The 13153-nt window shown below is 73.3% G+C and carries 9 protein-coding genes and 1 pseudogene; 7 read left to right on the forward strand and 3 right to left on the reverse strand.

Annotation, left to right across the window (positions count from 1 at the left end; translation table 11 throughout):
- Positions 1–19 precede the first annotated feature (19 nt).
- The 3 genes from AAGI91_13330 to AAGI91_13340 all read left to right on the forward strand — a co-directional run bounded on the left by AAGI91_13330 (position 20) and on the right by AAGI91_13340 (position 3785).
- Positions 20–2209 (forward strand): copper-translocating P-type ATPase, encoded by a 2190-nt coding sequence (locus AAGI91_13330; GenBank protein MEM1043599.1) that lies wholly within the window; start codon positions 20–22, stop codon positions 2207–2209.
- Positions 2210–2389: 180 nt separating this feature from the next.
- Entirely contained in the window at positions 2390–2803 is a 414-nt protein-coding gene (locus AAGI91_13335; protein MEM1043600.1) for a four-helix bundle copper-binding protein, read from the forward strand.
- Positions 2804–2870: 67 nt separating this feature from the next.
- Positions 2871–3785 carry a hypothetical protein gene (locus AAGI91_13340; protein ID MEM1043601.1) on the forward strand — a complete coding sequence of 305 codons (915 nt, stop codon included), beginning with the start codon at positions 2871–2873 and terminating at the stop codon, positions 3783–3785.
- 413 nt (positions 3786–4198) lie between these two features.
- Here the strand turns inward: AAGI91_13340 and AAGI91_13345 are convergent.
- From AAGI91_13345 to AAGI91_13355, 3 genes and pseudogenes are all read right to left on the reverse strand, one after another.
- Positions 4199–4648: pseudogene (locus AAGI91_13345) on the reverse strand (DUF305 domain-containing protein).
- A gap of 161 nt (positions 4649–4809) precedes the next feature.
- Positions 4810–5610 (reverse strand): sigma-70 family RNA polymerase sigma factor, encoded by an 801-nt coding sequence (locus tag AAGI91_13350; protein MEM1043602.1) that lies wholly within the window; start codon positions 5608–5610, stop codon positions 4810–4812.
- Between the two features lie 46 nt (positions 5611–5656).
- On the reverse strand, positions 5657–8269 hold the full coding sequence (locus AAGI91_13355; GenBank protein ID MEM1043603.1) for a heavy metal translocating P-type ATPase: 2613 nt from the start codon (positions 8267–8269) through the stop codon (positions 5657–5659).
- 185 nt (positions 8270–8454) lie between these two features.
- On the opposite strand from AAGI91_13355, the gene AAGI91_13360 reads away from it, so the two are divergent.
- From AAGI91_13360 to AAGI91_13375, 4 genes are all read left to right on the forward strand, one after another.
- Positions 8455–8823, forward strand: coding sequence for a hypothetical protein (locus tag AAGI91_13360; protein ID MEM1043604.1), 369 nt, complete (start codon positions 8455–8457; stop codon positions 8821–8823).
- 95 nt (positions 8824–8918) lie between these two features.
- Positions 8919–10202: a TolC family protein gene (locus AAGI91_13365; GenBank protein MEM1043605.1), complete on the forward strand. Its 1284-nt coding sequence runs from the start codon at positions 8919–8921 to the stop codon at positions 10200–10202.
- Positions 10199–11656: an efflux RND transporter periplasmic adaptor subunit gene (locus AAGI91_13370; GenBank protein ID MEM1043606.1), complete on the forward strand. Its 1458-nt coding sequence runs from the start codon at positions 10199–10201 to the stop codon at positions 11654–11656. Before AAGI91_13365 ends, AAGI91_13370 begins: the two co-directional genes overlap by 4 nt.
- Positions 11656–13153 (forward strand): efflux RND transporter permease subunit (locus tag AAGI91_13375; GenBank protein MEM1043607.1); only part of this gene is annotated, 1498 nt, incomplete at its 3' end. The genes AAGI91_13370 and AAGI91_13375, both read left to right, overlap by 1 nt.

The following is a 13153-nucleotide window of genomic DNA, read 5'->3' on the forward strand; positions in this document are numbered from 1 at the left end:
ACGACACGCTTGACGCCTCATGGACCACGACCGAGACCCCTCCGATCTCCCCGGCCTCAAACAGCCCGCGCACCGCGAGCCCGCCAACGAGGGACCCCACGGCTCCCACGCTGACGGCCACCCCGGTCCGGTCGGGGTGGCATCCGACGCCGCGGCCATGGGCCACACCCCTGAAGAGCACGCCGCGATGGGCCACGAAGGTATGGGCCACGGCAAAGAGGGGGGAGGCGGCCACCACGACCACCACGCGATGATGGTCGAGGACTTCAAGCGCCGCTTCTGGGTCTGCCTCGGTCTGACAGTTCCCATCCTTGCGCTCAGCCCCATGCTCCAGGGTTGGGCAGGCGTCGATTGGCGATTCCCCGGCGACGTCTGGATTCTGACCGCGCTTGCGACGGTCGTCTACCTCTACGGCGGCAGGCCCTTCCTCACTGGCGCCCGCGACGAACTGGCGGACCGGCGGCCGGGCATGATGACGCTCGTCGCTCTCGCCATCACCGTCGCGTTCGTGTACTCGGTCGCGGTCGTCCTCGGCCTCGAGGGCAACCTCTTCTTCTGGGAGACCGCGACGCTCGTCGACCTCATGCTCGTCGGCCACTGGGTCGAGATGCGGAGCGTGATGGGCGCCTCCCGCGCGCTCGAAGAGCTCGCCCGGCTCATGCCCGACGAGGCCCACCGGCTCACGGCCTCTGGCGAGACCGAGAGCGTCCCCACGTCGGCGCTTCGCCCCGGCGACCGCATCCTCGTCAAGGCGTCCGAGAAGGTGCCCGCAGACGGAACCGTCGTCAAGGGCCGCTCTGCCGTCAACCAGGCCGCGCTGACCGGCGAGTCGGTACCCGTCGAGAAGGGCGAGGGCGACGAACTCATCGCGGGCTCGGTCAACGGCTCGGGCGCGCTCACCGTCGAGGTCACCAAGACCGGCGCCGACGCCTACCTCAATCAGGTCGTCACGCTCGTGCGCGAGGCCCAGGCCTCCAAGTCGAAGACGCAGGACCTCGCCAACCGAGCGGCGTTCTACCTCACCATCACGGCCATCACGGTCGGCGCGCTCACGTTCCTTGGCTGGTGGCTCCTGTCCGACGGGCCGCTCTCCTTTGCCATCGAGCGGGCAGTGACGGTGATGGTCATCGCGTGCCCCCACGCGCTCGGCCTCGCGATCCCGCTCGTCGTCGCCGTCTCGACGTCGATCAGCGCTCGCCACGGGCTCTTGGTCCGCGACCGCGCCGCGTTCGAGCGCGCGCGCGACCTCGACGTGCTCGTCTTCGACAAGACGGGCACGCTCACCGGGGGGCGGTTCGGCGTCACCGAAATCCTACCGGCCTCGGGCGTTGACGAGGCCGAGCTGCTCGCAGTGTCCGCCGCCGTCGAGGGCGGCAGCGAGCACCCCATCGCGGCCGGCGTCGTCCGCTCGGCCCGCGACCGCGGCCTCGCGCTTCCGGCCGTCTCCGGCTTCCGGGCTATCACGGGCAAGGGCGTCCGAGCGACCGTCGACGGCGAGACCGTCCAGATTCTCAGCCCCGGCGCCATCGAGGACGCGGGCGTCCAGTTCTCGGACGACCTGCGCCACAGCGCCGACCGCTTGGGCCGAGAGGGCCAGACGGTCGTCTACGTGGTCCGGGGAGTCGGACCCGGTGCGACGCCGCTCGGAGCCCTCGCACTCGCCGACGTGGTCCGCCCCGAGAGCCGGGAGGCCATCGACCGTCTCCACGAGCTCGGCCTGTTAGCCGTCATGCTCACCGGCGACAAGCAGGAGGTCGCCGAGCACGTCGCCCGCCAGCTCGGCATCGACCGCGTCATCGCCGAGGTGCTCCCCGACGGGAAGAGCGCCGAGATCGCGCGGCTGCAACGGGAGGGCCACGTCGTCGCCATGACCGGCGACGGCGTCAACGACGCGCCCGCACTCGCCACCGCCGATGTCGGTCTTGCCGTCGGAGCGGGTACCGACGTGGCGGTCGAGACGGCCGACGTGGTGCTGGTCGAGAGCGACCCGCGAGCGGCTGTGCGCGTCATCGCACTCGCCCGCGCGACGTACCGCAAAATGGTCCAGAACCTCTGGTGGGCCGCCGGTTACAACGTCGTCGCCATCCCGCTCGCCGCGGGCGTTCTCGCGCCGCGGGGCATCGTGCTCAGCCCGGCCGTCGGAGCCGTGCTCATGAGCCTGTCGACGGTCGTCGTCGCTGTCAACGCGCGTCGCCTCCGCGTCGAGTAGCCGCTCGGGCGGGGCGGGGACGGGGGGAATCCCTGAGACCGGACCGCGAAGGGCGGCTCAGCGAATCGGAAGCGGTACCTGAGGGGCATTTAAGGTCGCGAGGCCGAACGGGACGGGGGCTCGCCCGTCACTACCCGGCCCCCGTGGCACACGTCTAACACACCCCTCCCCTACACCGCCATGCGTACTCAGGACATGCTCTCGAAGCACCCCAACCCCTCCGAGCACCTCGACAAGATCGTCGCGCTCGTCAACAGCGCGTTCGCCTGCGAGCAGTGCTGTACGAGCTGCGCCGACGCCTGCCTCGACGAGGATGGCGACATGGACCTCCGGTACTGCATCCGGACCAACCTCGACTGCGCCGACATCTGTGCCACGACGGGCCGCGCGCTCTCGCGCCAGACGCAGCCGAACGCCAAGGTCCTCCGCGCCCAGCTCGAGGCCTGCGTCGCCGCCTGCGACGCCTGCGCCGACGAGTGCTCGAAGCACGCCGATATGCACGACCACTGCCGCGTGTGCATGGAGTGCTGCCGCGAGTGCTCCAAGGCCTGCCAGGCCCTCCTCGACGCCATGTCCCAGGGCGCGGCGGCCTAGCCCCGCTCGCCTTCCCAGCGGCGCGGCCTCGACGCGGGGCCGCGCCGTTTCTCGTCCGACCGTCCCCATGACCGACCAGGCCCTCCTCGCCGCGTGGGGCGCAACCACGACCGCCGGGTACCTCGCCACGCACGCGATGGGCACGGCTGGGACCGAGCTGTTCGGGCTGAGCGTGCACGGGTCCATCGTCGCCGTCTGGGCGCTCCTGGCGCTCGTCCCCGTCGGGATGACCGTGGCGAAGGCGGCCCGGCGCTCGGCCGGCGCGCACCACTGGGTGTGGGTCGGGCTCGTCGCTGCGGCCATGGCGGCGAACGTCGGCGTGGCGGCCTCCGGGATCAGCCACGGCCACGACGGGCCCGGGCACGGCGGGTCCACGGGCGCGTCAGCCCACGGGGAGCCGGGGCACCACGGCGGCTCGTCCGGCTCGGAGAGCGAGACGACCAACACTGCGAGCGGCGACGCCGCCGGTGCACAGGAGCCGGACGACGGGCACGCCCACCCCAACGGAGGCCACGGCGACGACACGAGCACCGCGGGAGCAGGCGGGGGCGACCCCGGCGAGGGTGCCCCCGACGGCCACGCCCACCCGGACGGCGGGCACGGCGGTGACACGGGCCCAGCGGCCTCGGGGACGCCCGGCTCCCCGTCCGCCAGCGCCACGTCGCCCGAGGGCGGCGGGGCCGAGCACGGCGGGAATGGGTCTGGCGGGTTCGTGGACACCGCTGAGCTCCAGCACGCCGCCTTCTTCCACCTCTGGTTCCTGGTCGGCGCGCTCGGGTTCGCGTTCAGCGCCGCCGCCGCGGAGGGCGGCGTCCGGCGGGCGCTCTACGGGCTCGCCGCCGTCCTCAACGCGCTCATGGTCCTCGCCCTCGTTGCCGCTCCCGGCACTCGGGACGCCGCGTTCCTCATCGCCGCGGCCGTCCAGGGGCTCCCGATGCTCCTCGACCTCCCGCTCCGCGCCGGCCAGCACGTGGCGGCCTAGCGGACGGCGACGGCGGCCGTGACCGGCTGGCCCCCGCGCGTGACCGGCTGGTCGGGCGAGCCGGCGCCGGAGAACTCGAACCGGCCGATCTCGCCGGAGTCGTCGTGGAGCATGACGTGGACCGTCCCCGACGGCGTCGCGTCGAGGTCGATGGGCACCCGCTCCGACGTCCCGTGCATCACGAACGACCGCCCCACGACGCGCGAGGCGTCGGGGCCGCCCCCGTCCGCCTCGGGGTGGACGACGAGCCACGAGTCGGACTCGACCTTGACCGAGTCCACGACGATCACGTCGCCGCGGACCGGGTCGGCGCCGACGAACAGGGCCGGCGAGCCCGGCACCGGGCCGGTCCGCGCGTCTGAGCCGCCGGTCACCTCCTGGTCTGCGGGCGCCAGCGGCTCGAACTCGTAGTCGGAGCGTTCCAGGTCGTTGATAAGTGCCTCCATCTCGACGATCTCGCGCTTCTGGGCGATGATGATCTCGTCGGCTAGGCGGCGCACGCGGGGGTCCGAGATCGTCGCCCGCTCCGAAGTCAGGATGGCGAGGGAGTGGTGGGGGATCATGGCCTCCATCCAGTCCACGTCGTCGACCGACGTCTGGGAGCGGAGCAGCCAGAACCCGAACGCGAACAGCACGGCGCTCCCAGCGAAGATGGCGACGTTTTTCGTCCTGTCCTTGTACATGTGGAGCATGAACGCCAGCATGACGACGGCCATCGCGGCGCCCATGTAGAGCGCCATGAACGACTTCGTCGCGCTCCACCAGAGGTGGTCGGTCTCGTAGACCGTCGTGTACATCAGGACGAGCATGACGACCGTTGACGTGACGATCATCGCGAAGAAGCGGGCGTAGGAGGCCTTCATGGGCGAGGGGACAGGGCGAGACGGCGCGGAAAGGAGTGGGTCCAACACGGGTGCGGGCGTGCGGATCGCCATTTGCAGTCCACCTGAGCACCTTTTAAGGTCCGCAGGCTCTGGGCGCGGCCTTTTCAGAGCCGCCCGGCGCCCGCGATGGAGGACGACCCTCAGGCCGCGTCGAAGACGGGCCGGAAGCCCGCGCCCTCCACGGCGGCGCGCACGGCCTCGCGGTCGGCGCCGCCCGAGAGCCGGACGACGGCCGGGCCATCGAGCGTGAGCCGCTCGACGGTCACGCCGGGCGTCCGGTCGAGCGCGCGCGTGGCCCCGGCGACGCAGCCGCCGCAGGTCATGCCCTTGATGTTGAAGGTGAGGGCGTCGTCGGTGTTCGGGTTGTCGGTGTGCATGGGAGTAGGGGAGAGTGAAACAGGGGGGTTGGGTAGGGCGGCGCAGGTGCAGTCGAGGCACCCAGCGCACGCCCGGCAGACGTCTTCGAGCCGTTCGCGGAGCGCCGCGCGGGCGCGGTGCCGACGGACGCGGAGCGTGCCGGCCGACACGCCGAGCCGGTCCGCCACCTCGGCCGCAGGCTCGCCGTCGAGGTCGGCGCGGAGGACCTCGGCGGCCTCTGGCGCGAGGTCGTTCAGGAGCGGTTGGTAGCACGCGCAGAGCCGGGGCGCCTCCTCGGTCGGCATCACGGCGTCGGGCTGCTCGTCTGCCCACGCCGTCTCGCGGCGGCCCGCGGCCTCCCGTCGGCGGTGGGCGTCGACGGTCGCGTTCCGGACGACGCGCCACAACCAGCGCGTGAGGTCGGCCTCGCCGTCCATCGGCGGCGCGGCCTCGACCGCCTTCAAGAGCGCGTCCTGGACTACGTCTTCGGCCACGCCAGGGCCGAGCCGCTGGCGGACGTAGGCGACGAGCGGCTCGGCCTGTGCGGCGAGCGTGGCGTCGAGCAGGGTGGGGGAGAGAGGCATGATATGGGGGGCGTTCACCGGCACAAACGCGGCGGCCCGTCGAACGTTACCGAGCGGCCACCGCGGCGGAGCCGACTGTTGGTGGTATGAAGCGCCGCAGGCGGAGCGCGTTCGTCAGCACGAACACCGACGACAGGCCCATCGCCGCCGCGCCGAGCACGGGCGAGAGCAGCACGCCGAGCGCCGGGTACAGCACGCCCGCCGCGACCGGGATCAGCACGACGTTGTAGGCAAAGGCCCAGAACAGGTTTTGCTTGACGTTGCGGAGCGTGGCCGCCGAGAGCGCCTGGGCCTCGACGAGCGCCGTGAGGTCGCCGCGCATGAGCACCACGTCGGCGGCCTCGATGGCGACGTCGGTCCCGGTCCCAATCGCGACGCCGACGTCGGCCTGGGCGAGCGCGGGGGCGTCGTTGATTCCGTCGCCGACGAACGCCACGTGCAACGGGCGTCCGCCGCGTCCGCCCTCGCCTTGGAGATCGCGCACGGCCTGGGCCTTGTCGGCGGGGAGCACCTCGGCGAGCACCTCGTCGATGCCGAGGCGCCGCGCGATGGCCTCGGCCGTGGCCCGGTTGTCGCCGGTGACCATGGCGACGCGGAGCCCGGCGTCGTGGAGCGCGTCGATGGCCGCGGGCGTCGTCGCCTTGACCGGGTCGGAGACGGCGAGGGCCGCAACGAGCACGCCGTCGACGGCCGCGTAGAGCGGCGTCTTGCCCTCACCCGCGAGGGCGCCAGAGGCCGCGGCGAGAGGCGCCACGTCGAGCCCGACCCGGGCCATGAACCGGTCGGCTCCGACCTCGACGCGGCGGCCCTCGACCGTCCCGCGCACGCCGAAGCCGGGCACGGCCACGAAGTCGGACGCCGCCGGCAGGTCGATACCGCGCTCGTCCGCCGCGCGCACGATGGCCGCCGCGACCGGGTGCTCGCTCGGCACCTCGACCGCGGCTACAAGCCGGAGCAGTTCCGTTTCGTCCAGCCCGGCCTCTGGCGCTAGCGCCACGTCGGTCAGCGTCGGGCGGCCCTCGGTGAGCGTCCCCGTCTTGTCGAGCGCGACCACGTCAGCCTCGGACAGCGTCTGCAACGCCTCGCCCTTGCGGAAGAGCACGCCCAGCTCGGCCGCCTTCCCGGTCCCCACCATCACCGAGACGGGCGTCGCGAGCCCCATCGCGCACGGGCACGCGATGATGAGCACCGAGACCGCGGCCACGAGCGCGTAGGTCAGCGCCGGGCTCGGCCCGACGGCGAGCCAGACGCCGAACACGAGCGCGGCGATCACGAGCACGATGGGCACGAACACGGCGACCACGCGGTCCGCCAGCGCCTGGATCGCGGGCCGCGACGCCTGGGCGTCCTCGACGAGCCGGACGATCTGGGCGAGCACGGTGTCGGCCCCGACGCGCGTCGTCCGCATGAGCAGCGCCCCGGCCTGGTTGACGGTCCCGCCGACGACCTCCGCGTCCGCGCCCTTCTCGACCGGGACGGGCTCGCCGGTCACCATCGACTCGTCGACGTAGCTCGTGCCCTCGGTGACCACGCCGTCCACCGGCACCTTCTCGCCCGGCCGCACGCGGACGACGTCGCCCACGGCTACGTCCTCGATGGGGACCTCGGCCTCGACTGGGCCGGTGCCCGGTCCACCGTCGCGGACCACGCGGGCCGTCTTTGCCCTCAGCCCGAGGAGCGCGCGGACGGCGTCCGACGTCTGGCCCTTGGCGCGGGCCTCGAACCACTTGCCGAGCAGGATGAGCGTGATGATCGTCGCCGACGCCTCGTAGTACACGTGGACCGCGCCCTCGGGGAGCACGCCCGGCAGGAACGTCGCGACGACGGAGTACCCGTAGGCCGCCGACGTGCCGAGGGCGACGAGCGTGTTCATGTCGGGCGAGCCGTGGCGGGCCGCCGCCCACCCGGCGCGGTAGAATCGGAGGCCTGGTCCAAACTGGACCGCTGTCGCCAGCGCGAACGCCACGAGCCAGCGCGTCTGCATCGGGACGAGCCCGTCGATCCAGGCCATCCCACCGGGGACCGCCATCGGCACCATCTCCATGAGGAACAGCGGGAGCGTGAGCCCGGCGGCCCACAGGAGTCGACGCCGCAGCCGCTGGCGGTCGAGCTCTCGCGCCTGGCGCTCAGCGTCCTCCGTCGTCGTCCCGCCCACGGCCTCGACGACGTCGTAACCCGTCTTCCGGACGGCCTCGTAGAGCGCCTCGACGTCGGTCCCGGCGGCGTAGCGGACGCGGGCGCGCTCGGTCGCCAGGTTCACTGACGCCTCGACCACGCCGTCGGCGCCTTGCAGCGCACGCTCGACGCGCCCGACGCACGCCGCGCACGTCATCCCACCCACGGCGAAGCTCACCTCCTCGGTCCGCACGTCGTAGCCCGCTCGCTGGACGGCCTCGGCGAGCGCCAGAGGCGTCGTCTCGGCCGCGTCGAACTGGACGGTCGCCCGCTCGGTCGCGAGGTTGACCGTCGCCTCGTGGACGCCGGGGACCTTCGACAGCGCCTTCTCGACACGGCCCGAGCACGCGGCGCACGTCATGCCCTCGACGCCCAGCGTCGCGTGCGAGAGCGGCCGGGGCGGGCCGACTACGGCACCGTCGCCGGACGGGCTGGCGTCGGCGGCAGGCGGGTCGGAGGGCAGGGCAGGGGAGGGGTGGGGCATCTCAGGTCGGGCGTTTCCTCGACAAACGCAGCGGCTGTCGTCCCGTTACCGAGACTGGCGGTCGCCGCGTTTCTGGAACGTGCCCAACGCCGCGAGCCCGTGAACGGACGGCTGATCCGACGCGACCTGAGCACCTTTTAAGGTGGGGCAGGGCAGAACCTGCCGATCCTGTGCGTACTCAACCCGTGATCCGCCCCTCGCCCCTGCTCCCCCGGCTTGCTGCCCTCTTGGCGCTCGCCCTCGTCGCGCTGGCCGCCGGTCCGTCCGCGGCGGCCGTAGCCGACGCGCTCGGGCCGGACTGCTGCTCCGAGCACTGTCCGATGGCGCCCCCCGCCAACGGACCCGCAGAGGCTCCGGTCTGCTGCGCGCAGCCCCCGGCCGTCGCGCACGATGCGGCGACGGTCCCCCCCGCTCCGACGGACACGGAGGCGCCCGTTGCGCACGAGACGCTCGCCGAGCCTCTGGCGCCGCCGCCTCGCGAGGCCCCTCCTACGACGACGGGGGCACCGCCCGGCCCCCGCCGACACCTCACGCTCTCGGTCCTGCTGGTCTGAGCCGACAGCCCGCGCCTCTGGCGCAGCGCTTCCGCGCCCGACGCCCCGCCCTATGGCGTTGCGTCCCTACCGCTGTCCGTCGCCCGTCTCAGACCATGTCCCCCCTCGCCTCAGCGCGTTCGGCGCTGCTCGCCCTCCTGGCCCTCGTCGGTGCTCAGGCGCACGCCCAGGCACCCGACACCCTCCGCCTGGGCGCCGTCCTCGACGCGCTCTACGCTGAGAACCCCGTGCTCGCCGCCGAACGCCTGGACGCCCGCGCCCTCGCGCGCCGCGGCGACCAGGTCGCCACGCTCCCTGACCCCGTGGCGTCCGTCATGTTCGCGCCGTACCCGGTCCTGACCGCCCGAGGCACGCAGCGGTCGCAGTGGCGCGTGGAGCAGATGCTGCCGTGGCCGGGCACGCTCGGCCTCCGCCGCGACGCCGCCGATGCCCAGGCCGAGGTTGCCCGCTTGGGCGCCGACGCCACGGCCCTCGACCTCGCCCGCCGCGCGACGCGCGCCTACGCCGACCTCGTGCGGACGCAGGAGGCCGCGGCCGTCGTCCGCGCGTTCCAGGCCCGGCTCGACGCCTTCGCCGAGGCCGCCGCCGTTCGCTACGAGGTCGGCCGCGGGCCGCAGGGCGCCATCCTCCAGGTCCAGCTCGAGCGCCAGCGGCTCGGCGAGCGGCTCATCACGCTCGACCGTGAGCGCGACGCCGCCGTCCAGACGCTCGCCCGCGTCCTCGACCGGCCGGGCCTGACGGTCGAGGACCGCGTCGTCGCCGTCGTCCCGGCGCTCCCCGAGGCGGACGACATCGCCGCGCTGGCGGTGGCGACGCGCCCCGAAGTTTCGCGGGCTCAGGCGCAGATCGAGGCTGCCGAGGCCCAGGTCGCGCTCGCTGAGAAGGCGTTCTACCCCGCCATCGGATTCGGCGTCGTCTACACGGACGTCGCCCCAGCCGACGCGCCCCCCACGGCCACCGGCCGAGACGCCCTCGGCCTCATGGCCTCGGTCCGGATCCCGCTCGACCGGGCCTCCCGCCGCGCCGGGCTCGACGAAGCCCGCCTCCGCGAGGAGGCCGCCCGCGCCCGACTGGCGGCGACCGAGACGGCCGTCCAGACCGACGTCGCCGACGCCCTTTCCGACGCCCGCCGCGCGGCCGAAGCCGTCGCCCTCTACCGCGAGACGCTCGTGCCTCAGGCCGAGACGACCGTCGAGAGCGCGCTCGCGGGCTACACGACGGGCGCCCTCGACTTCCTCGCCTTCCTCGACGCCGAGCGCGCCCGGTTCTCCGTCGCCCTCGGCCTCGTCGACGCCCGCGCCCGGCTCCTCGACGCCGCCGCCGACCTCGCCCGCGCGCTCGGCACCACCGACCCGCTCCTCGGCCCCCCAGCCCGATGACGACCGAGACCCCCGACCCACGTACTCACGACGCGCCGCCGCCCCTCTCGCCAGAGGCCTTCGGCGAGGGCGGCGACCCGGCCGACGTCTACGCCGACGCGCCGCCGAGCCCCGAGCGACGCCGCCGTGCCCTCTGGGTCGGACTCGCCCTTCTGGCGTTCGTCGCCACCGTCGGCGTGACGTGGACCCTCGCGCGCGGGGGCAACGGCGACGCGGTCGCCGAGGCCCCGCCCGCAACAGCGCCTGCCGACGGCGGCACGGCGGACGGCGACGGCCCCGAGGGCGGCCTCGCGCAGTTCGACCTCAACGGCGACGGCGTCGTCTATCAGTCGGGGATGCACCCATGGGTGGTCCAGGACGAGCCGGGGCAGTGCCCCGTGTGCGGGATGGACCTCGAGCCCGTGCCCGTCTCCGGCGCCCCGGCCGGGACGGTCGAGATCGACCCGGTCACGCTCCAGAACATCGGCGTCCGCACGGCCGTCGTCCAGGAGCGCCAGCTTGAGCGGACCCTCCGCACGACGGGCACCTTCGAGGCGCAGGACGCCGGGCGCGAGACGGTCGCGCTCCGCGTCGGCGGGTTCGTGGAAAGACTCTACGTCGACACCGAAGGCCAGCAGGTCCGCCAGGGCCAACCGCTCCTGGAGATCTACAGCCCCGAGCTGGTCTCGACCCAGCAGGAGCTGCTCCTCGCCGTCCGCAACCGCGAGCTCTTGGGCGGCGGGGCCGGGGCCGACCGGCTCGTCGAGGCCGCTCGGACGCGGCTCCGTCTGTTCGGGCTGGGGGCAGGGCAGATCGCGGCCGTCGAGCGCTCGGGCACCATCGAGGAGCGGATCACGCTCTTCGCGCCCGCCTCCGGGACGGTCCAGAACAAGCGGATCGTCGAGGGGATGCAGGCGACGCCGGGGATGCCGCTCATGGACATCGTCGACTTCGGCGCGCTCTACCTCCAGGTCGACGTGCCCGAGCGCGACCTCGGGTGGGTGACGCGCGGCACGCGCGGCGTCGTGACGCTCGCGGCGTTCCCCGGCGAGGAGCTCCGGGGCCGCGTGGACTACGTCTATGACACGCTCGACTCCGCCACGCGGACGGGCACGGCGCGGATCACGCTCGCCAACGCGGCTGGCCTGCTCCGGCCGGGGATGTTCGCCACGGCGACCCTCTACGGCGACCTCGCGGAGGTCGGCCCGGTCGTACCGAGCGAGGCCGTCGTCCGCGACGGCGACGGGGCCGCCGTCATCCTCGCCCTCGGCGAGGGCCGCTTCCGGCCCCAGCCGGTCACGCTCGGCGGAGAGTCCGACGGGCTCGTCCGCGTCCTCGAGGGCGTGTCCGTCGGCGACCGCGTCGTCACGAGCGCCCAGTTCCTCATCGACTCCGAGGCCCGCCTGGCGGCCTCGCTCTGCGCGATGACCGGCGGTATGGGGACGGCGGACGCCGACGACTTCCCCACCGAGTGATGCGCGACTCCAGACCCCAGGACGGCGTCCTCGAACGCCTGATCGAGTGGAGCGCTGAGAACCGGCTGCTCGTCGGGCTGGTCACGCTCATGGTCGCCGGGCTCGGCGCGTGGGCCACGCTCACCACGCCCGTCGACGCGATCCCGGACCTCTCCGACGTCCAGGTTATCGTCCGGACGGAGTACGCCGGGCAGGGGCCGCAGATCGTCGAGGAGCAGGTGACGTACCCGCTGACCTCGGCCATGCTGTCCGTCCCCGGCGCGCAGACCGTCCGGGGGTACTCCATGTTCGGGACGAGCTTCGTCTACGTCATCTTCGAGGACGGGACCGACCTCTACTGGGCGCGCTCGCGCGTGCTCGAGTACCTCTCCCAGGTCCAGGACCGGCTGCCCGACGGCGCGAGCCCCGCGCTCGGCCCCGACGCGACGGGCGTGGGATGGGTGTATCAGTACTCGCTCCGCGACACGACGGGGACGTACGACCTCGCCCAGCTCCGGAGCGTCCAGGACTTCTACCTCCGCTACGAGCTCCAGGCTGTCGAGGGCGTGGCCGAGGTGGCGACCGTCGGCGGGTTCGAGAAGCAGTATCAGGTCGTCGTCGATCCCCAGCGGCTGGCGGCCTACGGCGTCCCCATCGGCCACGTCGGGATGGCGCTCCAGCGGAGCAACCGCGACGTGGGCGGGCGGCTTCTGGAGCTCGGCGAGCGCGAGTTCATCGTCCGCGGGAAGGGCTACCTCCGCGGTCTCGACGACATCCGCCAGGTCGTCATTCGGGCCGAGGGCGGCACGCCCGTCACTGTCGGGCAGGTCGCCGAGGTCCGGGTCGGCCCGGAGATCCGGCGCGGCATCGCCGACGTCAACGGCGAGGGCGAGGTGGTCGGCGGCATCGTCGTCATGCGCTCGGGCGAGAACGCCCAGGCGACGATCGACGCCGTGAAGGAGCGGATCGCCGAGGTCTCGTCGGGCCTCCCGCCCGGCGTCGAGGTCGTGACCGAGTACGACCGGTCCGAGCTCATCGCGAGCGCGGTCTCGGCGCTCTCGACGACGATCTGGGAGGAGATGCTCGTCGTGGCCCTCGTGGTCATGGTGTTCCTGCTCCACGTCCGGAGCGCGTTCGTGGCGCTCGTGACGGTCCCCGTCGGCATCCTGATCGCGCTCGGGGTGATGCGGCTCTTGGGCATCAACGCCAACATCATGAGCCTGGGCGGGATCGCGATCGCCATCGGCGTGATGGTCGACGCGAGCCTCGTGATGGTCGAGAACGCCCACAAGCACATCGAGCGCGCGCGCCAGGCGAAGATCGAGGCGCGCGGTGGCCAGGCCCCTCCCGTGCCGACCGTAGACCCGGGCCTGCTGCGCGTCTCGCCCTCCGGGGACGGCGGCGGGGACGCACCCAGCCTCGGCACCCGCATCCGCCGCACCTTCGACCGCGCCCAGCGGCGGATCGACGGGGTGGGAGGGGGGACCCCGGACCTCACGAACGCCGAGCGCATGGAGG

Source organism: Bacteroidota bacterium (genome assembly GCA_038746285.1).
Lineage (GTDB): Bacteria > Bacteroidota > Rhodothermia > Rhodothermales > JANQRZ01 > JANQRZ01.